The following is a 24,816-nucleotide window of genomic DNA, read 5'->3' on the forward strand; positions in this document are numbered from 1 at the left end:
GCCCTCGTGGTGGACGTGAGATCCGGTGTGGCGCGCGGCCAGAACCGGCAGAGACTGGCGAACGACCCGTGCAGAAGCCCGTGGTGTTCGCCGGATGGGGCTTATACCTTGAACCGCGACACCGTGCGGTCGAGGTCCTGCGCGCCGTGATTGAGCCCGGTGGTCGCCTGTGCGATGGTCTCGCAGGCGCCGGCGGATTTCTCCGTTTCTTCCGCCACGTGCTGAATGGCAAGGCTCACCTCACGGGCGGCGACGAGCTGCTCCTCGGCCGCGCACGAGATTTCGGAGATCGCCTGCGTGGTGCGCGACACGCCGCCGACGATTTTCTCGAACGCCTCGCCCGCTTGCCGCGAGACGTCGCTGCCCTGGACTACGCGCTTGGTTGACTCGTTGATCAGCTTGGAGATTTCCTTGGTCGCCTGCGACGAGCGTTCGGCGAGCTTGCGCACTTCGTCGGCCACGACCGAGAAGCCGAGGCCGTGTTCGCCGGCGCGGGCCGCTTCGATGGCCGCGTTGAACGCGAGCAGGTTGGTTTGCCCGGCGATCTCGCCGATCACCTTCACGATCTCGCTGATGTCTTCGGACGACTTGTTGATCAGCTCCATGGCTTCGACCGAGCGCGCAATCGCACGGGCACCGGTCTCGGCTTCCTGTTGCGTTGCCTTGGCGAGCTGGTCGGCACCCTTGGTGTTGTCCGCAATCGAGTTGATCGATGCCGTCAGCTCTTCGATCGACGCGTTCATCTCCTCGACCGTTGCGCCGAGTGCTTGTGCGCCAGTGGCCACGGTATTGGCACGGTCGGCGATATCGCGCGACGCGCCCGAGAACTCGCCCGCCGATTTGACTACCTTGCCGATGACGCCGCGCAGGTCGTCCATCATGTGACGGATGCCGCCGGCCAACTGGTCGATGGGGTCGTTGCCGGCGACCGCGATCTCGCCCGTCAGGTCGCCCGACGCCGCACGATTGACCGTATCGAGCAGCAGCGCCACCTTGTGCTGGTCGTCTTCGGCGCGGCGTTTCACGCTCACTTCCAGCTCGACCTGCTGGGTGATATCGGTGGCGAACTTCACGACCTTGTAGGGGCGGCCGCTCGCGTCGAGGATCGGATTGTAAGTCGCCTGAATCCAGATTTCCCGCCCGCCGCACCCGATGCGCTTGTAACGGCCCGCATCGAACTCGCCACGATTGAGCTTCGCCCAGAAGTCGCGATAGGCCGGCGACGCGGTGTACTCCGTCTCGCAGAACATGCGATGGTGCTTGCCGCGAATCTCGTCGAGCGAATAGCCGAGCGCGCTCAGGAAGTTGTCGTTGGCGGTGATGACGGTACCGTCGAGGTTGAATTCGATGACGGCCTGGGCGAGATCCATGGCGCGCACCTTGCCTTCGAATTCGGCCTGACGCGCGCGATCCGCCGTAATGTCCGTGGCGAACTTGATGACTTTGTAAGGCGCGCCATGCGTGTCGAATACCGGGTTGTACGAGGCCCGAATCCACACCTCGCGTCCGCCTTTGCCGATGCGCTTGTACTCGCCGGCGTCGAACTCACCACGGTCGAGCTTGGCCCAGAATTCGCGGTACGCACCCGATGCCGCGTAGTCAGGCTCGCAGAAGATGCGGTGATGCTGCCCCTGGATTTCATCGAGCCGGTAGCCGACCGTCTGCAGGAAATTCTCGTTGGCGTGCAGGATACGGCCCTGCAAATCGAATTCGATCACGGCCTGCACGCGATTGAGCGCGGCGCTGACGGCCTCTAGTTCCTGCTGTTCCATCTGGAATTCCGGTGTGGCGATTTCCATGACGTTCTCCCTTGATACGCTTGCCCCGGCGCGTGTCGTGCGGCCGTCACGAAAGGGATGCTGCGCCAACACTCCATTGGCGCGCAGTCCTCTATAGACGCGATTACGACAGGGCAGCGGGACAACTTGAGATCGGTGCCTACCCGTATGCCGTTGTCTGCCACGAACGATGAACCCCGTCGAAAGCCGCGTCAAATAAGGTTCTCACGATAAAGCAACCGTGCAGGAAGTCGACGTTCTTATACTGGCGATGTATTTCAAACGCTCAAATGAAGTGGAGTTCAGAGGACTCCTGCATAGTGTGTATGCAGGAAGCGCGCGCGATCCGGTGTCGGATTGCCGGAGGGGCGGGAGGAGGGTCAGACGCAAAGTTGCTCGCTTCGCGGCCGTTGAAAGGGCGACGTCGATTCCTGGGCAAACCGTTGCGGCAATGGGGATGATCCTGGCAACCGGCGCCGCTATTGCGGCATTGGATGTTGCGAAGGCGCAATGCTTCGGTGCGGTAGCCGGCGTGTTACGTAACAAAGTGCGACGCGTTCGCCGTTCCGGCAACCTTCGCTTACACCGCTTACAGACGTGTGATGGGTTTCCTGCCGGCGCAGCGATATAAAGAAGGCGAGCCGATTGGCGTTTCCCTTTCCAGGAGTCTGATCATGAAGTTAGTCGTCGCTGCGTTACTCGCCCTCACGCTTGCCGGGTGCGTCGTCGTCCCCGCCCAGCCCTATTACGGCGGGGGCTATGGTCATCGATGCTGTTATCGTTACTGACCGGTGAAGCGCTGCGCGAATGAGAAAAAGCCCCGCCAGTTCGACCTTGCGGGGCTTTTGCCATCGTTGCCGCAAATGGAGGCGCTCAACGGCGCTCGTGATCGCGCGGGGCAAGAAAGCTCGCCGGGCGGCGTGGGCGGCGCGACGATGCCTCGAAGTACGAGGGGCGGCGCAAGTCCTGCGTGTCTTCCGGGGAGCGCCAGTACGGCGTGCGCGGTGTGCCGAGCAGGTCGCCCGGACGATGCGGCGACAGCGGTGGCATCGACGCGGGCCAGGCCACCTGGCGCCAGCGGGCGCCGACGGGCACGACGAGGACGAGCACGACGAAAATGAGCGTTACGACGGCATAGACGACAACAGGCGAGAGGTCGGTCTCCATCACAAACTCCGATCGCTAAGATGTCACACCACGGGGGAATGCGGCTCGGCACGCAACGCATGGCGCTTTCACTATAGCCCAAGCGGCTCCCGCTGGCACTCGGTTGCCGCTGCGCAATGGGGCGGCACCGTGCCACGGCGGGCTTGCCAGTCGCGCCGCCAAGCCGCTAGGCACTGCGGCGGCGCTCATCGGTCCTGGACGTCGGTACCCTTGCCAAGGCCGTTCCAGCTGGTGGAGACGGGCGGCGCGATCCCGAACAGATCGATCACGCGTGCCACGGTGTCGTCGACCATCGCGTCGAGCGATGCCGGGTGGTTGTAGAACGCGGGGAGTGGCGGGTAGACGATACCGCCCATTTCCGTGACAGCCGTCATATTGCGCAGATGCGCGAGGTTGAAAGGCGTTTCGCGCACCATCAGCACGAGGCGGCGCCGCTCCTTGAGCGTGACGTCGGCGGCGCGCGCGATCAGGTTGTCCGACAGTCCATGGGCGACGCTCGCGAGCGTTTTCATCGAACAGGGGGCCACGACCATGCCCGCCGTGGCGAACGAGCCGCTGGCGAGATTGGCGCCCACCTCGCGCACGCTGTGGTACGCATGGGCCAGTGCCTGCACGTCGGCGCGTTCCAGGCCGAGTTCGTGACGCAACGTCAGCCAGCCCGCGCTCGACACCATCAGATGGATCTCGACGCCACCCATTGCCCGCAGCCGTTCCAGCAGGCGCACGCCATAGATGGCACCGGTCGCGCCGGTGATGGCCACGACCAGACGCGCCGGCTGCGAGGCTCCCGTCGACACCGTCTTCAATCAGCGGGGCGTTACGCCAGGTCGGCGAGGACCTGCTTGAGTTCGCCGCTCTGGTACATCTCCATCATGATGTCCGAGCCACCGACGAATTCGCCGTTGATGTAGAGCTGCGGAATGGTCGGCCAGTTGGCGAATTCCTTCACGCCCTGACGGATTTGCTCGTCCTGCAGCACGTCCACCGTGAACAGGTTGTCGACGCCGCAGGCTTTCAGGATTTGCACGGCACGGCCCGAGAAGCCGCACATCGGGAATTGCGCGTTGCCCTTCATGAAGAGCACGACGGGATGTTCGGTGACGATTTGCTGGATACGTTGCTGGGTGGTCATGGTGGAAAGCCCGTGGAGATACCGGAAAGTCGGCGTATCCGCCATTTTAGCGGTTTTCCGCCGCGTCCGTCGGTGCGCGCTCAGACGCGCCGGCCGCCCGTGGTGCGCTCGATGCCCGCGAGGTCGCGGTCGGAGGCGACGTCGGCGAAGCCCGTGGCCAGACAAAGTGCACGTACCTCGGCGGCCTGATGGTAGCCGTGCTCGCAGAGCAGCCAGCCGTTCGGCAACAGGCGCGACGGGGCACCGGCCACGATCGCGCGCAGCGCGGCAAGACCGTCCGAGTGATCGGTCAGCGCATCGATCGGTTCGAAGCGCAGATCCCCTTGCGAGAGATGCGCGTCGCCCGACACGATGTACGGCGGATTCGAGACGATGATGTCGAATGGTGCCTCGTTGGCGGGCAATGCGGCATACCAGTCGCTGGCGAGGAACGTGACGCGGTCCGCCAGCCCAAGCTGCCGGGCGTTCTCGCGAGCGACATCGAGTGCGTCGGGCGAGCGGTCGAGCGCCGTGACTTGGGCGTCGGGGCGGCTATGCGCGATGGCCAGCGCAATCGCGCCGCTGCCCGTGCCCAGATCGAGTACGCGCGGCGCCCGCCGGCCTTCCAGACGCGCCAGCGCCAGTTCCACGAGCAGTTCGGTCTCCGGCCGGGGAATCAACACCGACGGGCTGACGGTCAGCGTCAGGCCGAAGAATTCCCGGGAGCCGGTCAGATAGGCGATGGGTTCGCCCGCCACGCGACGCGCGTGCAGCGCGCGGTAGACGGCGAGCGTCTCGGGCGCCAGCGGCTCGCGGTCGCGGGTGATCAGTTGCGTGCGGGGCCAGCCGAGGACGTGCGAGAGCAAGATACGCGACTCCGGCGGCGGCAGCCCCGGCTCGCGCAGCAGCGATGCCACAGTGGCGACGTCCGGCCTGGCGTCGTGCTCACCCGGTGACATCAAGCGGCCTCGCCCAGCGACGCCAGTTGCTCGGCCTGATGCTCGGTGACGAGGGCGTTGATCAGGTCGTCGAGATCACCGTCCATGATGTATTCGAGCTTGTAGAGCGTGAGATTGATGCGGTGATCGGTCATCCGCCCTTGAGGGAAGTTGTATGTGCGAATGCGCTCCGAGCGGTCGCCCGAGCCGATCAGGCTTTTGCGCGTGGCGGCTTCCTTGGCTTGCTGGGCGCGCAGTTGGGCGTCCTTGATGCGTGCCGCCAGCACCTTGAGGGCCTTGTCCTTGTTGCGATGCTGCGAGCGGTCGTCCTGGCATTCGACGACGATGCCCGTGGGCAAGTGCGTGATACGCACCGCCGAATCGGTCTTGTTGACGTGCTGGCCGCCGGCGCCCGAAGCGCGAAACGTGTCGATACGGATATCCGCCGGGTTGATGTCGACGTCCGCGACATCGTCGGCTTCCGGCATCACGGCCACCGTGCAGGCGGACGTGTGAATCCGGCCCTGCGTTTCGGTGGCCGGCACCCGCTGCACGCGATGGCCGCCCGACTCGAACTTGAGGCGAGAGTAGGCGCCGTGACCAATCAGCCGGACGATGACTTCCTTGTAGCCGCCCAGATCCGATTCGCTGGCCGACATGATCTCGACCTGCCAGCGCTGGCGTTCCGCGTAACGCGTGTACATGCGCAGCAGGTCGCCCGCGAACAGCGCCGATTCGTCGCCGCCGGTCCCCGCGCGGATTTCCAGGAAGATGTTGCGCTCGTCATTGGGGTCGCGCGGCAACAGCATACGTTGCAGCGAGCCTTCCATGTCGTCCATGCGTGCTCGCGCGCTGGCGGCTTCGTCGTCGGCGAACTCGCGCATCTCGGGGTCGAGTGCCATCTCCTGCGCGGCAGCGACATCGCTCTGGGCCTGACGATAGTGACGATACTGCTCGACGACGGGCGCCAACTCGGCGTGTTCGCGCGTGAGCTTGCGGTAGTTGTCCAGGTCGCGCGTGACGTCGCCCTGGCTCAATAGCCCATCAAGCTCGACCAGACGTTGCGTCAACTGGTCGAGCTTGGCTTGCATGCTCGCTTTCATCTATTTGTCGGCGGATCCCGAGGTGCGGAACAGTTCGGGAATGAGGTGGAGGATTTGCTCGCGCGAATCGCCGCGCGCCGTGTTGAGCGCGTGCGTCGGGCCGTGCAGAAATTTCTTGGTGAGGGACTGGGACAGGGCTTCGAGCACGGCGGCGGGGTCGTCGCCGCGCGCGAGCATGCGCTGGGCACGCTCGAGTTCGGCGAGGCGCATGGCCTCCGCCGTGCCGTGGATGTCGCGGATGACGGGCACGACGCTGCGCGCGTCGAGCCATTGCATGAAGTGCTGGACGCGCGTCTCGATGATCGCCTCGGCCTGCGCGACCGCGGCTTGACGCAACGCATTGCCTTCGCGCACAACCGCGCCGAGATCGTCGACGGTGTACAGGAAGATGTCGGTCAGGCGGCCGACTTCCGGCTCGATGTCACGCGGCACGGCCAGATCGACCATGAACATCGGCTTGTGCTTGCGGGCCTTGATGGCGCGCTCGACGGCGCCCAGACCGATCAGCGGCAGCGTGCTCGCCGTGCAGGACACGACGATGTCGAACTCGTGCAGGCGCTGCGGCAGCTCGGACAGGCGGATGGCCGTGCCGCCCAGCCGCTCGGCCAGCCTCTCGCCGCGCTCGGCGGTCCGGTTGGCGATGTACAGGGCTTTCGGGTTCTGCGCGGCGAAGTGCGTGGCGCACAGGTCGATCATCTCGCCCGCGCCGATGAACAGCACCTTCTGCGTGCTGAGGCTCTCGAAAATACGCTGGGCGAGACGCACCGCGGCGGCGGCCATCGAGACCGAGTGCGCGCCGATCTCGGTCTGGCCGCGCACTTCCTTGGCCACGGCGAACGTGCGCTGGAAAAGCTGGTTCAGGTAGGTGCCCAGTGCCCCCGCCTCGGCGGCAGTGCGCACAGCGTCCTTCAACTGGCCGAGGATCTGCGTCTCGCCAAGCACCATCGAGTCCAACCCGCTCGCCACGCGAAACGCGTGACGCACGGCGTCGGACTGGGGCAGGGCGTACAGATGCGGTGCGAGATCGCTGGCCGGGATGTTGTGAAACTCGGCCAGCCAGTGCACGGCACGCTCGCGTGCCGTGGCGTCGTCGGTCGCGCAGTAGATTTCGGTGCGATTGCACGTCGACAGGATGGCGGCCTCGGGGGCGCTCGACCTGCCGGTCCACAAGCCCTTGAGGCCCGCCAGCGCCGGCTCGATCCGCTCGAACGGAAACGCCACCCGTTCGCGCAGCGAGACGGGCGCCGTATGGTGGTTCAGGCCGAGAGCGAGCAGTTGCATGATGTGGGGTATCTAATAACCGCTGATTATAGCGCGTCGACGCGATGCCCGTTTTGGAGGCGCCGCGTGTCCCGCGCGCCGGGACAGCGATGCCTCATGATCGCGCAGCCGCCCGGTTTTGACAAATACGTATCCCTTATACCCGGCATATCGCTGGTGATCTCGGCTTCGCCGGGGCCATCGGCCTTGCCGGCCTCTCCGGCCAAGTCGGGATGGCACCGCCGGCATTCCTCGGCGGGGCGCGCGCGACACGCTTGCCGAATCGTCCGATTTCGGGGCTATACTGCGTTCGGGTTCCCATCCTTGGAGAGACGTCATGGGCATCATCGGCACCATCGTTGTCGGTCTGGTTGTCGGCCTCATTGCACGCGCCCTGCATCCCGGACGGGACAGCTTGGGCATCATCATGACCATCATCCTCGGCATTGCCGGCGCGCTTCTCGCCAAGTATGTCGGACAGTTCCTCCATCTCTACACCGAAGGCCAGTCGGCCGGCTGGATCGCGTCGATCATCGGCGCCATCGTGCTGCTGGTGATCTACGGGGCCATCAAGCGCAGCCGCTCGGCCTGACGCGGCGCACTGGAGCGGCTCATGCATATTCTCGTTCTCCTGCTCGTGGGGCTCGTGGCCGGCTGGCTTGCCGGCCTGGTGGTGGGCGGCGGCTTCGGCGTGATAGGTGACATGGTCGTCGGCGTGATCGGCGCCTTCGTCGGCGGTTGGTTGCTGCGGCATTTGGGGATCGCCGTCGGGTACGGCACGCTCGGGCGCATCATCACGGCCACCATTGGCGCCATCGTGCTGCTCGCGCTGTTGCGTCTGGTGCGACGATAGGCCGCACCCGGCGGGTGTCGTACGCGTTTTCCCGCATTCGGCTATTCTTGACGCCATTGTCTGGCCCAAGTCGTCTTGACGACGCGTGCGGCATCGCCGCCACGTTTGATCCCGTCTTCCGCCAATCGGCATGAGCGCCGCGCCCGTCAGGGCGGCGGCGTGCCGCGCAAGTCGCATCGTCCGCTCCCCCACCTCAAAAGAACACATGTCTGCGACACGCCATTCCATGCGGCCATTCATCGTGGCATCCGTCATGGCAGCGACCTCCATGGTTGCCATCGAGGCCACGATCATTTCGACGGCCATGCCGCAAATCGTCGCTCAGCTCGGCGGTCTGCACCTGTATAGCTGGGTTTTCTCCGCCTTTTTGCTCGCGCAGACGGCCATGACCGTGGTGTTCGGCAAGCTGGCCGATCTCTACGGTCGCAAGCCGGTCATGCTCGTGGGCATCGCCGTGTTCCTGATTGCCTCGCTCGGCGGCGGGCTGGCGTGGTCCATGCCGGCGATGATCGTCTTCCGCCTGTTGCAAGGGGTGGGCGCGGCGTGTATCCAGCCGGTCAGCCTGACCATCGTCGCCGACTACTACCCGATCAGCGAGCGCGGCAAGGTGCAGGGCTACCTGGCGAGCGTGTGGGCCATCTCGGCGGTGCTCGGCCCGATGCTCGGCGGCATCATCATCCGCGACTTGTCCTGGTCGTGGATCTTCTGGATCAACATTCCGATCGGCCTGCTGGCCGCGGCAGGTTTCGTTGCCTATCTTCACGAGGCGGCGCCGCGGCAGCGGCCGAGCATCGACGCGCTGGGGGCCATATTCTTCGCGATTGCCGTGGCGGCGCTGATGATCGCGCTCACCGATGCGAACGCCTTCTCCGACACGCATGTCTGGGCCGGGGTGCTGGTGTGCGCCGCCGCGTCGCTGCTGTTCGTCTGGCAGGAGCGCCGCGCCCGGGATCCGATGATCTCGTTTGCGCTGTGGAAGCGTCGGCCGATTGCGGCGGCGAATGCGGCGACGCTGCTCTCCGGCATGGTGCTCATGGGCCTGACGACCTTCCTGCCGATGTATGCACAGGGGGTGTTGCGCCAGACGCCGGTCGTGGCGGGCATGGCGCTCACGATGATCATGGTCGGCTGGCCGATTGGATCTACGGTGGCTGCCAAGACCTTCACGCGCTATGGGCTGCGGCGTATTCTCGTGGGCGGCAGCCTGCTGATGCCGGTGGGCGGGATCGTCTTTGCGTTGCTTGGGCCGAACAGTTCGCCGCTGCTAGCGGGGTTTGGCTCGTTGCTGATGGGCTTTTCGATGGGCACGGGCAGCGTGAGCGCGCTCGTGCTGATTCAGGAGCTGGTCGATCCGTCGCAGCGCGGCAGCGCCACGGCATCGAACATTTTCTCGCGGAACCTGGGCAGCACGCTCGGCGCGACGCTCTTTGGCGCCGTGCTGAATTTCGGCTTGACGCAATCGAGCGGATTGGCGCCCGTCACCTCCGATCAGTTGCGTCACGTGCTGGAAGACCGGGGCGTGTCGACGCTGGCCGATCAAGCGATTCGCGCGGCGTTGCAACATTCGCTGCACCTCACGTTCCTGTCGATCCTGGCGATCTCGATCGGTGTCGTGCTGCTGTTGCTGCTGGTGCCGACCAACGCCGTCGACCGTGCGCGCGACAAGCCGCGTGACAAGCCGGAATTCGTGCCTGGCGGACATTGATCGATACGGTGATGGTCGCGTTGATCCCGCCGGCAAGGTGGGGAAAGCGCAGGAAACCGTACTCCAGATGGCGTATCCCCAAAACAAAACACCCCGGCGCGATGGCCGGGGTGTCTTGTTTTGATCGACGACAGTGTCAGACGTTGAACAGGAAGTTCAAGACATCGCCATCCTGAACAACATATTCCTTGCCTTCGGCGCGCATCTTGCCGGCTTCCTTCGCGCCTTGTTCGCCCTTGTACCGGAGAAAGTCGTCGTAGGCGATGGTTTGCGCGCGGATGAAGCCGCGTTCGAAGTCGGTGTGGATCACGCCCGCGGCCTGCGGGGCCGTGTCGCCTACGTGGATCGTCCAGGCGCGCACTTCCTTCACGCCCGCAGTGAAGTACGTCTGCAGACCCAGCAGCTTGAAGCCCGCGCGGATCACGCGATCCAGGCCCGGCTCATCCATGCCCATGTCGGCCAGGAATTCCGCCTTGTCGGCGTCGTCCATATCCCCAATTTCCGCCTCGATGGCCGCACACACCGCCACCACCGGCGCATTCTCGCTTTCCGCGTACTTGCGCACCGCTTCCAGATGCGGATTGTTCTCGAAGCCGTCGTCCTTCACGTTGGCCACATACATCGTCGGCTTCGCCGTGATCAGGCAGAACGGCTTGATCAGCGCCAACTCGTCGTCCGCCAGCTTGAGCGAGCGTACCGGACGCGCTTCATTGAGCACCGGCACCACCTTTTCCAGCACCGCCACCAGCTTGGCGGCTTCCTTGTCGTTGCCCGACCTGGCCGCCTTCGTATAGCGCTGCAACGCCTTCTCGACTGTGGCCAGATCGGCCAGCGCCAGTTCGGTGTTGATGACCTCGATGTCCGAAATCGGATGCACCTTGCCTGCCACGTGGATGACGTTTTCGTCCTCGAAGCAGCGCACGACGTGCGTGATGGCGTCCGTCTCGCGGATGTTGGCGAGGAACTGGTTGCCCAGCCCCTCACCCTTGGACGCGCCCGCCACCAGGCCGGCAATGTCCACGAACTCTACCGTCGTCGGCACGATCCGCTCGGGCTTGACGATCTCGGCCAGCTTGCCCAGACGCGGGTCGGGCACTTCCACCACGCCGACGTTCGGCTCGATGGTGCAGAACGGATAGTTCTCGGCAGCGATGCCCGCTTTGGTCAACGCGTTGAAAAGGGTCGACTTGCCGACGTTGGGCAAGCCGACGATGCCGCATTTGAGGCTCATGCTAAATCCTGTCTAATCCGATGAATGCGCCGACAAATGCGCCGGAGGTGCGCCGTGGGAAGCGCCGGTGATTGCGTCGCGGAAAGTCCGCTATTGTACCTGTTCTGCCGACAACGGCGCCCTGGGTGCCTAAGGCGCCGGTCCCGTGCCAGCCGCTCGACACCGACCTCCCGCGCTGCGCTCAACTCAGGGACTTCGCCGAAAACGTGTCGCACTTGCGCATGTCGCCGTACTGCAATCCCTGGCGCAGCCAATACACCCGCTGTGCGCTCGTGCCATGCGTGAACGACTCCGGCACCACGCGGCCCTGCGCCTGTTGCTGCAGCCGGTCGTCGCCGATCGCCGCCGCCGTCTTCAGCCCCTGCTCGATGTCGCCCGGCTCCAGCAATTGCTGGTTCGCCTTCTCGGCATTGCTCGCCCAGACGCCCGCGAAGCAGTCCGCCTGCAGTTCCAGTCGCACCGACAACGCATTGGCCTGCGCCTCGCTCATGCGGCGCCGGGCTGCGTCGAACTTCTCGGAAATCCCCAGCAGATTCTGGACGTGATGGCCCACTTCGTGCGCGATCACGTACGCCTGCGCGAAGTCGCCGCCCGCGCCAAAGCGCTGGCGCAACTCGTCATAGAACGCCAGATCGATATACACCTTGCTGTCGCCCGGGCAGTAGAACGGCCCCATCGCCGTTTGTCCGGTGCCGCATGCCGTGGGCGTCGCGCCCGAGAAAAGCACCAGCTTCGGCGGCACGTACTGACGGTTCACTTGCTGCGGGAACACCGTGCCCCAGGTGCGCTCGATGTTGCCGAGCACCTTGCGGGTGAAGACGGTCTTCGGATCATGGGCCGGCGTGGCGTTCGGCACGGACTGGGGCTGCGACGCTGTCTGCCCCTGAAGCATCTGCGAGCCCTGGATGATCACGCGCGGGTCGATCCCGAAGAAATACGAGGCGGCCAGCGCCACCACGATCGTGCCGATGCCGATGGTGGTGCGTCCCCCGAAACCGCTCCCTCGGCGATCTTCGACGTTGTCGCTTTCGGATTCGTTGTCGAGGCGCATTGGAGGACTCCCTGTCTGATAATCGGTATGCGCGCAAGTATAGCGCCGGCCCGTGGCACGCGACGCTGTGCCACAGCCGGTCCTCGGGCAACCGGGCATCGCTTGGGCGACAGGCGTGCGACAATACGCCATCTCGTTTTCTGAACCAGCCGGCTCGCGCGATTCAGGCGCTGGCGCTGCATTCGCCGCATGTCTCTAACGCAAACCTCCAGCCAATCGCACGATGTCATCGTCGTCGGTGGCGGTCTGGTCGGCAAGGCCGCCGCCCTGCTGCTTTCGCAGGCACGTCTGTCCGTCGCACTGCTCGCCCAGCCGGCCGCGCCTGCGCCCGCGCCGGGCGACCGGTGGGACGCCCGCATCTATTCGCTCTCGTCCAGTTCCCAGGCGCTCTTCGAGCGCATGCGCGTCTGGCAGGCCGTCGACCCCGCGCGCGTCAATCCCGTCTACGACATGGAAGTCTTCGGCGACGAGCGCGGCAGCCTGCACTTCTCCGCGTACCAGGCCGCCGTGCCGCAACTCGCCTGGATCGCCGAATCGTCGAACCTCGAACGCGCGCTCGACGCCGCCCTGCGATTCTCCCCGCAAGTGCAATGGCTCGACGCTCGCGCCGACGCGCTCGAAGTCGATGCCGCCGCCTCCTCGGTGCGACTGTCGGACGGCAAGACCCTGCGCGCGTCGCTGGTCGTCGGCGCCGACGGCGCCCACTCGTGGGTGCGCAGTACCGCCGGGCTGGACGGTTCGGTGCGCCCGTACGAGCAACTCGGCGTGGTGTGCAATTTCCGCGCGGAGCGGGCGCACCGCGACACCGCGTTCCAATGGTTCCACGACGGCGAGATCATTGCGCTGCTGCCGCTGCCCGATCAGCATGTCTCGCTGGTCTGGTCCGCCGCCAATGACCATGCCCAGGCGCTGCTTGCGCTTGATCCCAAAGTGCTGGCCGAGCGCGTCGGCACCTTCTCGAACGTTGAACTCGGCCATCTCACGCCGGTCTCATCGCGCGCCCAGGGTTTCCCACTCGTGCTCGCACAGGCCAAACGTCTGATCGCACCGCGCGTGGCGCTGGTCGGCGACGCGGCGCACGTTGTGCATCCGCTCGCGGGCCAGGGGATGAACCTCGGGTTGCGCGACGTGGCGGCGCTCGGCGACGCGCTCGCCGGACGCGAATCGTTCCGCGATTGTGGCGACGTCGCGGTGTTGCGTCGCTACGAGCGCGCCCGCAAGGAAGACATCGGCAGCATGGCGATGACGACGGACGGCCTGCACAAGTTATTCGCCACGCGCAGCCCGCTGGCCAGGTTTGTGCGCAACGCGGGGCTCGACGGCGTGAACGTGCTGCCCTTCGTCAAGAAATTCCTGATTGGACGCGCCCTGGGCTGACGTCGTCGGGCGCCTGTTGCGGCCCGTTCCAACCCATTCCGTTCGAAGCCTGGCGTGCCCGGTCGCGCCTTTCGCTCGACACACTACTGGAGATACTCCATGTTGAAACGTTATCGCGCCGCGGCGCTCGCAGCGCTTGGTCTGGCGGCCGTTTGCGCCGCCACTGTCACGACGCTCGCCGTCGCGCAGAACAAGGCCGACGCTGCGCTCGACCGTGTGAAGGCTGCCGTGCAGAAAACGCTCGGTGCCGACGCCCCCGTCAAGTCGGTGGCCCGTACGCCCATCCCCGGACTCTACGAAGTGGGCGTTGGCGGCGACATCATCTATGTCGACGAGAAGGCGAAATACGTGATCATCGGCGGTAATCTCGTCGATACGAAGACGCGTCAGAGCCTGACCGAAGCGAGTCAGTCGGAACTGAACAAGGTCGACTTCGCCAAGCTCCCGATCGATCGCGCCATCAAGTACGTGAAGGGCAACGGCAGTCGCAAGATCGCCGTGTTCTCGGATCCGAACTGTCCGTACTGCAAGCGTTTCGAAGAAACGCTCAAGACGTCGAAGCTCGACAACATCACGGTCTACACCCTCCTGTACCCGGTGCTCGGCGCCGACTCGGACGCCAAGGCAAAGGCGATCTGGTGCGCCCCGAATCGTCTCACGGCATGGCATGACTGGATGCTCGACAAGAAGGCGCCGCCGACCCCCGCGGCCACGTGCAACGACAACGGGGTGATGCAGAACGTGGCGCTGGGCCACGAGTTGAACGTGACGGGTACGCCGACGATCATTCTGTCCAACGGTCGCCGTTTGCCGGGCGCCGTGTCCGCCGAAGCCCTCGAAAAGGCGCTCGCCGCGGTCAAGTAACCGATTGTCCCGACAACAAGAAGCCGCCACCTCATGAAAGCCACGTCTGCCCTGCCTCCCATCCGGTATGCGATCGTTCCGAAGTCGCCTGCCGCGCATCTGTTCGAAGTGACCGTCACGGTCTCGCATCCCGCCCCCGAAGGGCAGCGGTTCTCGCTGCCCGCGTGGATTCCGGGCAGCTACATGGTGCGCGAGTTCGCCCGCAACATCGTGACGATCGGCGCGACGTGCCGTGGCCGCAAGGTGGCGCTCGACAAGCTCGACAAGCACACGTGGCAGGCGGCGCCGTGCAAGGGCACGCTGATCGTGACCTATGAGGTGTACGCGTGGGACCTGTCGGTGCGCGCTGCGCATCTCGACGATACCCACGGTTTCTTCAACGGCACGAGCGTGTTCCTGCGCGTTGAAGGCCAGGAGCAGGCGCCGTGCGAAGTCGATGTGCTGCGCGCGCGCGGCGCGGCGTTCAAGGCATGGCGTGTCGCGACGGCGCTCGCGCCGGCCGACGGCACGGCGGCACTCGACTTCGGGCGCTATCTGGCCGCCGACTACGATGAGCTGATCGACTCGCCGGTCGAGATGGGGACGTTCGTGCATGGCACGTTCAAGGCCTGCGGCGTAACGCACGAAGTCGCCATCACCGGACCGGTGCCGAATCTCGATCTCGATCGGTTGCTGCGCGACATGAAGAAGATCTGCGAAGCGCAGATTCGTATGTTCGAGCCGGGCGCCAGTTCGCGCTCGCGCGTGCCAATGTCGCGCTACGTTTTCCTGCTCATGACGGTCGGCGAGGGCTACGGCGGTCTGGAGCACCGCGCCTCCACGGCGCTGCTCGCGAGCCGAAACGATCTGCCGGTGCAGGGGCAGGCGCGCATGAGCGAGGCCTATCGCGGCTTCCTCGGCCTGGTGAGCCACGAGTACTTCCACACCTGGAACGTCAAGCGCATCAAGCCGGCGGCGTTCGCGCCCTACGTGCTCGATCGGGAGGTCTACACGCGGCTGCTCTGGCTGTTCGAAGGCTTCACGTCCTATTACGATGATCTGATGCTGGTGCGCAGTGGCGTGATCGCCCCTGCCGACTACTACGACCTCGTCGCCAAGACGGTGGCGAACGTGTTGCGCGGCAGCGGCCGTCTCAAGCAAACCGTAGCCGAGAGTTCGTTCGATGCCTGGACGAAGTACTACCGCCAGGACGAGAACGCACCGAACGCCATCGTCAGCTACTACACGAAGGGCTCGCTGGTCGCGCTCGCGCTCGATTTGACGATTCGTTCGAAGACGCGCGGCCTGAAGTCGCTCGACGACATCATGCGTGCGCTTTGGCAACGTTATGGCCGAGACTTCTACCGCGGCGCGCCCGTGGGCATCGACGAGGATGCCGTGCAGGCGTTGTTCGAAGACGTCTCGGGACTCGACCTGTCGGAATTCTTCGCCACGGCCATCCACGGCACGCGCGATCTGCCGATCAAGACGCTGCTCGAACGCGTTGGTCTCACGCTGGAACCGGCCACGCCCGAGGACGCCCGTCCCGCGCTGGGGGTGAAAACGGCGAAGCGCGGCGACGACCTCACGCTCTCGCAGGTGCTCGACGGGGGCGCGGCACAAGCCGCGGGACTGTCGGCGGGCGATGTGCTGGTCGCCATCGACGGTCTACGCGTGACGCAGACCAATCTCGACAAGCTGCTCGAGCGCTATCGCCCGGGCGACCGGTTGACGGTCCACGCGTTCCGTCGAGACGCGCTGCGCGAGACCGCGCTCACACTCGACGCGCCGGAAATCTCGAAATACCGCATCGCCGAGACGCGCGATCGCACCGCGGCGCAGCGCCGCGACAAGTGGTTGTCGGCCTGAGGCGCCGCGCCCGTTAGCCTTGCACCGGACCCGGCACCGTCGGGTCCCGGTTGTCTTCCGGACACGATTTGGCGACCGCGAGCATGTGCTCGATGAAGACCTGCGTCTTGCGCGGGAGGAAACGTCGCGACGGCGTGATCAGGTGCACCGGACTGGACGGTAACGACCACTCGGGCAGTACTTTGATAAGGCGGCCGGTGCGCAAAGCATCCTCGGCCAGGATGTCCGTCAGCGCGGCGATGCCGCTACCCGCCACCGCCATCTCCTTGACCATTCCCATGCTGTTGACCTGGATCGCTCCGTGCATGGTGATGTCCGTGTGCTGGCGTCCCTTGTGCAGCGTGTCCGAGTTGAACAGACGCCGCGCACCTTGCAGGATCACGAAGCGATGGCCCGCCAGCTCATCGGGCGTGGCGGGCAACCCTGTCGCGCTCAGATACAGCGGGCTGGCATACAGACTGCGAGTGAGCTTGAGGAGCGGGCGCGCCACGAGGGTGGAGTCGGACAGTTGTCCGGCACGAATGGCGACATCGATGCGCTCGGCGATCAGATCGACCTGCCGCGAGCTCAGATCGACATCGACCGTGATCTCGGGATAGGCCGCGCAGAATGTCGCGAGCGGCACCGCCAGCCACTGTGCCGCAAAGTCGCCGGGCGCCGTGATGCGAAGACGCCCGCGCGGCTTGCTCGACATCTGCGAGGCGAAGTCTCGCGTCTCTTCCACTTCCTCGAGAATTGGCAGGCAGCGCTCGTAATACGCCTCGCCGACTTCCGTCAGTTCCAGTCGCCGTGTGGTCTTGTGCAGCAACTTCGTGCCCAGACGTATCTCCAGTCGCGACAGACGCCGGCTCACCGTCGCCTTGGGCAGAGCGAGCCGCTCACCGGCCCGCGTGATGCTGCCGGAGCGCACGACCTCGGCGAAGATCAGCATGTCATTCAGATCGTCAATCATCGCACGCGCTCCTCGGTGACGCGCCCATCCGGCAAGGGGAAAGGGATGGCGCGCATTGTTCCAAAATGGGAACAAACAATTCGATTTTACCGGCTTGTTTCATTTATGGGGGTAACTAGAATTCATACCAAGCCGACGCGCCATTCACGGCAATCCCGAGACGGGGGCCAGCGCGGACGGATTATCGAACCCCCAGGCTCAGGAGCCAGTGACATGACCACGATTCTGCAAATCAATTCCGCCGCCCGTTCGCAAGGCGCCAACTCGACCACGCTCGCCAACGAGTCCGTGGCGCAACTGGTCGCGAAGCACGCCGATGCCAAGGTCGTCGTGCGCGATCTGCTCGCCGATGGCGTGCCGCACCTGGACGAAGCCGTGATCGGCGCGTTCTTCACGCCGGAAGACCAGCGCTCGGCGGAACAGAACGCCATCATCGCCCGCAGTGATGAACTGATCGCCGAACTCCAGGCAGCCGACTATGTCGTGTTCGGCGTGCCGCTGTACAACTTCCAGGTGCCGTCGCAACTGAAGGCGTACTTCGACTGGATCGCCCGTGCCCGCGTGACCTTCCGATATCGTGAAGACGGCACCGTGGAAGGCCTCGTCCAGGGCAAGAAGGTGATCGTGGCGTTCGCCCGTGGTGGCAACTACAAGGACACGCCGGCCGACAGCCAGACCCCGTACCTCAAGACGATTCTTGGCTTCCTCGGCATGACGGACGTGACGTTTATCTTCGCGGAAGGCCTGGCGCGCGGTCCGGAGTCGGCGGCGGCCGGGTTCGCGAACGCTCGCGAAGCCATCGCGGCGCTCTAAGCCCTCGGGCTGACGCTGCTGCTACTGTCATTACCGCTGTTCTCCCGCACGCGCAGGTACCCCCATGGCCCATCCGACGCCCTTGCATCCGCGTCAGACGAAGCGTCCGGCAGCTCACGCCGACGCGACCGCCATCCCGCGCGTGCTTCCCGTCTCCCGGCCCGGTCGCTGCGCCGCGGCCGCGGGGGCGGGCGTTTTCGATCAGGTCGCGCAGACGGATCCATTTCTGTCGATCGACCTCTTCCGCCGCCATGGCGCGTGCATACCGCCACATCCGCACGCCGGATGCGTGGTGGCGACCTACCTGTTTCCCGAGTCGACGACGTCGCTGCGCTGCCGTCACGCCCATCATGGCGACGACAGGCTGCGCGCCGGTGATCTGCTCTGGCTCGAAGCCAATTGCGGCACCGTGCACGAGGACATTCCCGAGAACGCCCACGGCACGGCGCGCGGCGTGCGAATGATCGTGAGTCGCGCTGGCCGCCATGCGCACGGCGGTCCTGCGCAAACCGTGGTGCGTGCCGACGCCATGCCGCGTTGGCACGACGGCGCCGTCGACCTGACGTTGATCTGCGGGCAGTGGGGCGAGCGTCATGTCGCCCGTGCGGAAGGTGGGCGCACGACGCTGCTGCAACTCGACTGGCGCGAGGACGAATTGCGCACCTTGACGCTCCCGTGCGATGGCCGTCGCTGGGTCGCATTGATCGCGCAGGGCGAGGTGGCACTGGCCAGTCATGCATTGCGTGCGGAAGGCGCCGGCGCGCAAGCGCTGTTACTGCCCCCCGGTGCGTGGCAATTGGCCGGACGCACTGGTGCGCGTCTCATGCTCGCCGGCGGCGAACCGCTGGCCGAACCCGTGGTTTATCGCGGCAACTTTGCGGCGCGCGATGAGAGCGACCTCGTGGCACTAACGCGCCGCTATCAGCAGGGCGCGATGGGCACTCTGATGCCCGTGGGCGAGTCATCGAGCGACTGAGTCACGCTTGCGCAAACGTCTTACGCCGGCAGGTGCCAGTCGATAGGCGTCTTGCCGTGCTGTTCGAGGAAGGCGTTGGCGGCGCTGAAGTGACCGCAGCCCAGGAAGCCGCGATGTGCCGAGAGCGGCGAGGGGTGCGGCGCTTCGAGCAACAGGTGACCATGACCAGCAAGCAGCGGCGCCTTGGCCTGCGCATGGCTGCCCCACAGCAGGAAGACCCGGGCCCCTTGCTGGGCCGCCAGCCCCTTGAGCAGCGTGTCGGTGCAGGCTTGCCATCCCCCCTTCTTGAACGGCTTCGCATGACTCGCCGCGTTCCCTGCTTCCACGGTCAGCGTCGTGTTGAGCAACAGCACCCCTTGCTTTGCCCAGGCATCCAGATTGCCGTGCGAGGGGGCGGTGATGCCCAGATCGCGCTCGATCTCCTTGTAGATGTTTCTCAGCGACGGCGGAACCCGCACACCGCGCTGCACGGAAAATGCCAGGCCGTGCGCCTGCGCGATGCCGTGATCGTCGCCGTGATACGGGTCCTGCCCGAGGATCACGACCTTGACGTCGGAGGGCGATGTCGCGCGTAGCGCGTGGAAGATGTCTGCCGGGTAGACGGTCTTTCCGGCGGCGACTTCGGCGTCGACGTATCGGCACAGCGGCGCATAAGCGTCGCTCTCGACGAACGGCGCGACCAGTGTCTTCCAGTCGCCGGGCAAGGCGGCGAACTGATCTTCGACGCGGCCCTTGAGCGGGCCGGCGACGTTGGCGCTCGCTTCGTCGAACAGCGAGCGTTGCCGTTCATCGGCAGGCGATGGGGATGCCGCGCGTGAGCGTGAGGTCATGCGATGAGTTGGTTGAGTGGGCTTGAGTGGGCTTGTGAGAGCGCAGCGTACGTCGTGCGGGTGTCCGGGCGGGACGCTCAGCGACCGAGCACCTGTTGCCGCAGGCGATACCCGCGCTGCGCCTTGCTCACGTTGTCGCTCTGCAATTCGGGGAGTACATCGCGCAATTCCTGTGCGAGCGCGTGCAAAATGCGTTCACCTTGACCCTCACGGTCATCGTCCGGGGCGTCGAGCAGTTCCAGTTCCACTTCCACAAACGGCTCCGTATGGCGTTTGCCGTCGGCTTCCACCGCGACTTCGCCCCGGTCGAACGCAATCTCGACGGCCGTACCGTCGCCTGCGATATAGCGCCACAGGCGTCGCACGAAATTCGTCTCGAACTGGGCGACGACATTCGCCCCCTCGGTGCGCAGCAAATCGGCCGTGCCGGGCACATCGCATGCGGCGATCAGCGGTGGGAGTTCGAGCGCTTCGCCCTGCACCGCCAGCTCCCATTCGTGACGCACATGCAGCCCATCGCGCGCGTCGCCCACGGACTTGAGCGTTTGCAGCCATTGTCCGGGGTCACCCTCGCGCGCCACGAAACGCAACCGCAGCGCGGCCTTTGCTTGCGCGAGCGCCAGCGTCGGCGTATCAAAATAGCGATTGACCAGATGCCGTTCGCCCCGGGCTTGCGCGCCGGGCAAACGGTTCAGGTGGGAAATCAACGCGTCAGCGCGCACGCCTGAGAGGTCGCCGGGGAGGGACAGTTTGAGTTCGCGTTCGATAGCCATCGGGGCCGCTCCGGTGAGGGGGACGCCGCGCCATCGATCGCTCGCGTGGCGCGTGTCAGGGGGTCAGCGCGGCATGTCGAACAGCGTGGCGAGTGCATCGCCCGGTTCGGGCGCGCGCATGAAGGCTTCGCCGACGAGGAAGGCATTGACGCCCGCCGCGCGCATACGTGTCACGTCGTCACGCGACAGGATACCCGACTCCGTCACGACCACACGATCGTCCGGAATGTGCTTCAACAAAGCGAGCGTCGTGTCGAGCGACACCTCGAAATTGTGAAGGTTGCGATTGTTGATGCCCAGCAGCGGTGTGCTCAGCTTGAGTCCTGCATCCAGCTCGTGGCCGTTATGCACTTCGACGAGCACTGCCATGCCCAGCTCGTGGGCCTGGGCTTCGAGATCGCGCATATGGGCCAGTTCCAGCGCAGCGGCGATGAGCAGAATGCAGTCGGCGCCCATCTCGCGCGCCTCGTACACCTGGTAGGCATCGATCATGAAGTCCTTGCGCAGCACCGGCAGATCGCAGGCGGCCCGCGCGGCCTTCAGATACTCGGGCGAGCCCTGGAAGAACTGCACATCGGTGAGTACCGACAGGCAGGCCGCGCCGCCTTGCTGATACGACTCGGCAATCTGCGGCGGGACAAAATGCTCACGAATCACGCCCTTCGACGGACTGGCCTTCTTGATCTCGGCGATCACGCCGGGCAAACCGCCGTCGAGCTTCGCGCGCAACGCGCCCACGAAATCGCGTGTGCGCAGGGCGCTGTCGGCGACGGTGGATTCGGCGTCGCGGCGCAGGCTCGCGAGGTCACGCACGCGCTTCGCAGCGGCGACTTCTTCAGCCTTGACGGCCAGGATCTTGTCGAGAACGGTAGACATATCGATGGATGACTCGGGAACTACGGAATGTGAAGGGCGTGATCGGAAACGACGCCCGTCGTAATCGCAACCGGGAGCGGCGGACGCGGTACCTGCGGCGGTACCGACGTCATGCCTTATCCCTTGAATCGCTGTGTGAAGGCGACGAACGCATTGAGCTTCGCGCGCGCCGCGCCGGTGGCGATCGATTCGCGCGCCAACTGAATCCCTTCGCCGATCGACGCCGCCCGGTTGGCCGCATACAGCGCGGTACCGGCGTTGAGCACGACAATCTCGCGCGCGGTGCCCGGCTGGTTGTCGAGCGCTTCGATCAGCATCGTCTTCGATTCGTCGGCGCTGCCGACCTTCAGGCCGCGATTGCTCACCATCTGCAGGCCGAAGTCTTCAGGATGGATCTCGTACTCGGTGATCTTGCCGTCCTTCAATTCGCCGACCAGCGTGGCGGCGCCGAGCGACACTTCGTCCATGCCGTCCTTGCCGTAGACCACGAGCACGTGTTCGGCGCCCAGACGCTGCATCACGCGCACCTGGATACCCACCAGGTCGGGGTGGAACACGCCCATCAACTGGTTCGGCGCGCCGGCTGGATTGGTGAGCGGACCGAGAATATTGAAGATCGTGCGAACGCCCATTTCCTTGCGTACGGCCGCCACGTTCTTCATCGCCGGGTGGTGGTTCGGCGCGAACATGAAGCCGATGCCGACTTCGCGCAGGCACTCGGCGACCTGCTCGGGCGAGAGCATGATGTTCACGCCCAGCGCTTCGAGCACGTCGGCGCTGCCCGACTTGGAGCTCACGCCACGGTTGCCGTGCTTGGCGACCTTTGCGCCTGCGCCCGCCGCCACGAACATCGACGCGGTGGAGATGTTGAACGTATGCGACACGTCGCCGCCGGTGCCCACGATGTCGACGAAATGCTCGCCAGCGGGCGCCTCGACATGGTTGGCGAATTCGCGCATCACTTGCGCGGCCGCCGCGATTTCACCGATGGTCTCCTTCTTCACGCGCAGGCCGGTGATGATGGCCGCGCACATGACGGGCGAGATCTCGCCCTTCATGATGAGACGCATCAGGTGCAGCATCTCGTCGTGGAAGATTTCACGGTGCTCGATGGTGCGCTGCAGGGCTTCTTGCGGGGTAATCATTGCGTGTTCTCTCCTCGGTCGGCTCGGGTGGCGCTGGGGGTTCGCTCGGCTGGCGCGCTCATGCGGCCTGCGCCACGCGCGGCGCGGCTTGCAGGAAATTGCGCAGCACGTCGTGGCCGTGCTCCGACAGGATCGATTCCGGGTGGAACTGCACGCCTTCGACATCGAGCGTTTTGTGACGCACGCCCATGATCTCGCCGTCCTGCGTCCATGCGGTGATTTCGAGGCAGTCGGGCAGCGATGCGCGCTCGATGGCCAGCGAGTGGTAACGCGTGACGGTAAAGCGCTTGGGCAGATTCGCGAACACGCCTTGTTGCGTGGTCTCGATCTCGCTCACCTTGCCGTGCATGATCTGTTGGGCGCGCACGACCTTGCCGCCGAAGGCTTCGCCGATCGCCTGATGGCCAAGGCAGACGCCCAGGATCGGAATCTCGCCAGCGAAGCGCTTGAGCACGTCGAGCGTGATGCCCGCGTTGGCCGGACAGCTCGGACCCGGTGAGAGGCAGATGCGCTCGGGGGCGAGTTCGGCGATGGCGTCGAGCGTGATTTCGTCGTTGCGAAAGACCCGCACGTCTTCGCCCAATTCACCGAAGTACTGGACGATGTTGTAGGTAAACGAGTCGTAGTTGTCGATCATCAGCAGCATGATGGTCCCTGTTCGTCGGGTGACAAAGGATTGTCGAACGCATGAGATTTGCGAATTCCCCCTGAGCGTGCCCCCACATTGAGTTCGCGATCCGCGGGGGAGGGCGCTATGGGGATGAAATAGACGTGGCGGGTTACCGCCACCAGCGCAGGGCGGCGGTCAGAGGCGACCAGAGGAGGGGGGAAGGCTGAAGCGACTTCATAGTGACGACGATTGTAGCAGTATCTGCGGGGTATCGTGGGCGGGGCGGCGAAAATTGCGGTCAATCGTCGGGATTCTCGCGCGATCGAGCCATTTCTCGCAAGAATATATGCGCCGCAGCGGCCGTCGTTCGACGATTCTGCAACACCGGCGGCGGCCCGCGCGCCACCTTTGGCACTTGTCGCCTCGTTACGCCATCAGACTGAGCGTGCGACGAAACCGTCGCAGCGAGAAGGCGAAGAACACGACGCCGATGAGCGCGAGCGCCACGAACTGCACCCACACGACGCCGATCCCGGCCCCACGGAACAGGATGGCCTGACCCAACTCAACGAAATGCGTGGTGGGCGCGGCCAGCATGAGGTCCTTCACCACCGTCGGCATGCTCTCGCGCGGCGTATTCGCGCCCGAGAGCAGTTCCAGCGGCAGCAGCACGAGGATCAACAACATGCCGAACTGGGGCATCGAACGCGCGAGTGTCGCAAGGAAGATGCCCATCGACGTCGTGGCGAACAAGTGCAGCGACGCGCCCAACAGGAACAGCGCCACCGATCCGTCGATCGGCACATGCAGCGCGCCGCTCACGATCAGCCACAGTGACATCGCGGCGGCGATCAGCACCACCAATCCCATCGACCAGATCTTCGCCAGCATGATCTCGGTCGGCGTTACCGGCATGACGAGCAAATGCTCGATCGTGCCGTGCTCGCGCTCGCGAATGAGGGCCGCGCCCGTGAGGATGATCGAGAGCATCGTGATGTTGTTGACGATCTCCATGAGCGCGCCGAACCGTGCGCGTTCCAGCGTCGGGTTGAAGCGCACGCGCAACGCCAGATCGACCGGCAATGCCGGATTCGAACGGTATCGCTGCAGGAATTCACGCACCTCCGCCGAGACGATCTGCTGTACATAGCCGCTGCCGGTGAACGCCTGACTCATGCGCGTGGCGTCGACATTGAGCTGGACTTCGGCCGCACGTCCCGCCAGCACATCGCGCTGAAAGTTCGGCGGAATGTTTAACGCGAACGTGTACGCGCCTTGGTCCATGCCCCGGTCGACGGCGTCCGCCGTGATCATGCGCGGCACGGTGAACTGCGGCGGATAGAAGGCCGAGACGATGCGCTGCGAGAGTGGCGACGCGTCTTCGTCCACAATCGCGATGGGCGCGAGATGTAGCGTGTCGGGCTGTGCCGTCGCCGCCGAATAGACCGATGCCGTGAACGTGAAGACGATGAGCGCCAGCATCGTCACATCGCGCGCCAGACTCCACAGCTCCTTGACGCCGAGCCGATAGATGTTCGCCAGATGCCGCAGCCAC

At 65.1% G+C, this 24,816-nt stretch carries 24 protein-coding genes; 8 read left to right on the forward strand and 16 right to left on the reverse strand.

Going from position 1 to position 24,816, the window contains the following annotated elements; genetic code table 11:
• Positions 1-101 precede the first annotated feature (101 nt).
• The 7 genes from PTE31013_RS15860 to hemA all read right to left on the reverse strand — a co-directional run bounded on the left by PTE31013_RS15860 (position 102) and on the right by hemA (position 7,378).
• The gene (locus PTE31013_RS15860) at positions 102-1,799 is read right to left on the reverse strand and encodes a methyl-accepting chemotaxis protein (RefSeq protein WP_150613726.1); all 1,698 of its coding nucleotides are present in this window, start codon (positions 1,797-1,799) and stop codon (positions 102-104) included.
• 852 nt (positions 1,800-2,651) lie between these two features.
• The gene (locus tag PTE31013_RS15865) at positions 2,652-2,945 is read right to left on the reverse strand and encodes a hypothetical protein (RefSeq protein WP_150613727.1); all 294 of its coding nucleotides are present in this window, start codon (positions 2,943-2,945) and stop codon (positions 2,652-2,654) included.
• A gap of 185 nt (positions 2,946-3,130) precedes the next feature.
• Positions 3,131-3,742: a UbiX family flavin prenyltransferase gene (locus PTE31013_RS15870; protein WP_150613728.1), complete on the reverse strand. Its 612-nt coding sequence runs from the start codon at positions 3,740-3,742 to the stop codon at positions 3,131-3,133.
• A 20-nt stretch (positions 3,743-3,762) separates the two neighbouring features.
• A complete protein-coding gene (gene grxD, locus PTE31013_RS15875) occupies positions 3,763-4,077 on the reverse strand; it encodes a Grx4 family monothiol glutaredoxin (protein WP_150613729.1) in 315 nt (104 codons plus the stop codon).
• A gap of 80 nt (positions 4,078-4,157) precedes the next feature.
• A complete protein-coding gene (gene prmC, locus PTE31013_RS15880) occupies positions 4,158-5,015 on the reverse strand; it encodes a peptide chain release factor N(5)-glutamine methyltransferase (protein ID WP_150613730.1) in 858 nt (285 codons plus the stop codon).
• Positions 5,015-6,097: a peptide chain release factor 1 gene (prfA, locus tag PTE31013_RS15885; protein ID WP_150613731.1), complete on the reverse strand. Its 1,083-nt coding sequence runs from the start codon at positions 6,095-6,097 to the stop codon at positions 5,015-5,017. Before prfA ends, prmC begins: the two co-directional genes overlap by 1 nt.
• Entirely contained in the window at positions 6,098-7,378 is a 1,281-nt protein-coding gene (gene hemA, locus PTE31013_RS15890) for a glutamyl-tRNA reductase (protein WP_150613732.1), read from the reverse strand. It abuts the gene before it with no gap.
• Between the two features lie 316 nt (positions 7,379-7,694).
• Here hemA and PTE31013_RS15895 point away from each other — a divergent pair, with 316 nt between their 5' ends.
• From PTE31013_RS15895 to PTE31013_RS15905, 3 genes are all read left to right on the forward strand, one after another.
• Positions 7,695-7,949: a GlsB/YeaQ/YmgE family stress response membrane protein gene (locus tag PTE31013_RS15895; RefSeq protein WP_150613733.1), complete on the forward strand. Its 255-nt coding sequence runs from the start codon at positions 7,695-7,697 to the stop codon at positions 7,947-7,949.
• 21 nt (positions 7,950-7,970) lie between these two features.
• The gene (locus tag PTE31013_RS15900; protein WP_150613734.1) at positions 7,971-8,210 is read left to right on the forward strand and encodes a GlsB/YeaQ/YmgE family stress response membrane protein; all 240 of its coding nucleotides are present in this window, start codon (positions 7,971-7,973) and stop codon (positions 8,208-8,210) included.
• A gap of 205 nt (positions 8,211-8,415) precedes the next feature.
• A complete protein-coding gene (locus PTE31013_RS15905; protein WP_150613735.1) occupies positions 8,416-9,915 on the forward strand; it encodes an MDR family MFS transporter in 1,500 nt (499 codons plus the stop codon).
• A gap of 136 nt (positions 9,916-10,051) precedes the next feature.
• On the opposite strand, the gene ychF is transcribed toward PTE31013_RS15905, so the two are convergent.
• Both ychF and ypfJ read right to left on the reverse strand, forming a co-directional pair.
• Complete coding sequence (gene ychF, locus PTE31013_RS15910; protein WP_150613736.1) at positions 10,052-11,146, reverse strand: redox-regulated ATPase YchF; 1,095 nt, start codon at positions 11,144-11,146, stop codon at positions 10,052-10,054.
• 181 nt (positions 11,147-11,327) lie between these two features.
• Positions 11,328-12,197, reverse strand: a complete 870-nt coding sequence (gene ypfJ, locus PTE31013_RS15915; protein ID WP_150613737.1) for a KPN_02809 family neutral zinc metallopeptidase — start codon at positions 12,195-12,197, stop codon at positions 11,328-11,330.
• 189 nt (positions 12,198-12,386) lie between these two features.
• On the opposite strand from ypfJ, the gene PTE31013_RS15920 reads away from it, so the two are divergent.
• The 3 genes from PTE31013_RS15920 to PTE31013_RS15930 all read left to right on the forward strand — a co-directional run bounded on the left by PTE31013_RS15920 (position 12,387) and on the right by PTE31013_RS15930 (position 16,286).
• The gene (locus tag PTE31013_RS15920; RefSeq protein WP_150613738.1) at positions 12,387-13,574 is read left to right on the forward strand and encodes a UbiH/UbiF family hydroxylase; all 1,188 of its coding nucleotides are present in this window, start codon (positions 12,387-12,389) and stop codon (positions 13,572-13,574) included.
• A gap of 99 nt (positions 13,575-13,673) precedes the next feature.
• Positions 13,674-14,438: a DsbC family protein gene (locus PTE31013_RS15925; protein ID WP_150613739.1), complete on the forward strand. Its 765-nt coding sequence runs from the start codon at positions 13,674-13,676 to the stop codon at positions 14,436-14,438.
• 51 nt (positions 14,439-14,489) lie between these two features.
• Positions 14,490-16,286, forward strand: a complete 1,797-nt coding sequence (locus PTE31013_RS15930; protein WP_150613776.1) for a M61 family metallopeptidase — start codon at positions 14,490-14,492, stop codon at positions 16,284-16,286.
• Between the two features lie 13 nt (positions 16,287-16,299).
• Here the strand turns inward: PTE31013_RS15930 and PTE31013_RS15935 are convergent, their stop codons facing one another.
• On the reverse strand, positions 16,300-17,238 hold the full coding sequence (locus PTE31013_RS15935; protein WP_150613740.1) for a LysR family transcriptional regulator: 939 nt from the start codon (positions 17,236-17,238) through the stop codon (positions 16,300-16,302).
• A gap of 213 nt (positions 17,239-17,451) precedes the next feature.
• Between PTE31013_RS15935 and PTE31013_RS15940 the strand changes: the two genes are divergently transcribed.
• A complete protein-coding gene (locus PTE31013_RS15940; protein WP_150613741.1) occupies positions 17,452-18,051 on the forward strand; it encodes an FMN-dependent NADH-azoreductase in 600 nt (199 codons plus the stop codon).
• 64 nt (positions 18,052-18,115) lie between these two features.
• Positions 18,116-19,027: a pirin-like C-terminal cupin domain-containing protein gene (locus PTE31013_RS15945; protein ID WP_150613742.1), complete on the forward strand. Its 912-nt coding sequence runs from the start codon at positions 18,116-18,118 to the stop codon at positions 19,025-19,027.
• Positions 19,028-19,047: 20 nt separating this feature from the next.
• On the opposite strand, the gene PTE31013_RS15950 is transcribed toward PTE31013_RS15945, so the two are convergent.
• From PTE31013_RS15950 to PTE31013_RS15975, 6 genes are all read right to left on the reverse strand, one after another.
• Complete coding sequence (locus PTE31013_RS15950) at positions 19,048-19,857, reverse strand: uracil-DNA glycosylase (protein WP_150613743.1); 810 nt, start codon at positions 19,855-19,857, stop codon at positions 19,048-19,050.
• Positions 19,858-19,934: 77 nt separating this feature from the next.
• Positions 19,935-20,630 (reverse strand): CYTH domain-containing protein, encoded by a 696-nt coding sequence (locus tag PTE31013_RS15955; RefSeq protein WP_150613744.1) that lies wholly within the window; start codon positions 20,628-20,630, stop codon positions 19,935-19,937.
• A gap of 63 nt (positions 20,631-20,693) precedes the next feature.
• Complete coding sequence (trpC, locus tag PTE31013_RS15960) at positions 20,694-21,506, reverse strand: indole-3-glycerol phosphate synthase TrpC (protein ID WP_150613745.1); 813 nt, start codon at positions 21,504-21,506, stop codon at positions 20,694-20,696.
• A gap of 116 nt (positions 21,507-21,622) precedes the next feature.
• The gene (trpD, locus tag PTE31013_RS15965; RefSeq protein WP_150613746.1) at positions 21,623-22,651 is read right to left on the reverse strand and encodes an anthranilate phosphoribosyltransferase; all 1,029 of its coding nucleotides are present in this window, start codon (positions 22,649-22,651) and stop codon (positions 21,623-21,625) included.
• Positions 22,652-22,709: 58 nt separating this feature from the next.
• On the reverse strand, positions 22,710-23,297 hold the full coding sequence (locus PTE31013_RS15970; protein ID WP_150613747.1) for an anthranilate synthase component II: 588 nt from the start codon (positions 23,295-23,297) through the stop codon (positions 22,710-22,712).
• Between the two features lie 390 nt (positions 23,298-23,687).
• On the reverse strand, positions 23,688-24,812 hold the full coding sequence (locus PTE31013_RS15975; RefSeq protein WP_150613777.1) for an ABC transporter permease: 1,125 nt from the start codon (positions 24,810-24,812) through the stop codon (positions 23,688-23,690).
• Positions 24,813-24,816: the final 4 nt, after the last annotated feature.

Source organism: Pandoraea terrigena (genome assembly GCF_902459705.1).
Taxonomy (GTDB): Bacteria; Pseudomonadota; Gammaproteobacteria; order Burkholderiales; family Burkholderiaceae; genus Pandoraea; species Pandoraea terrigena.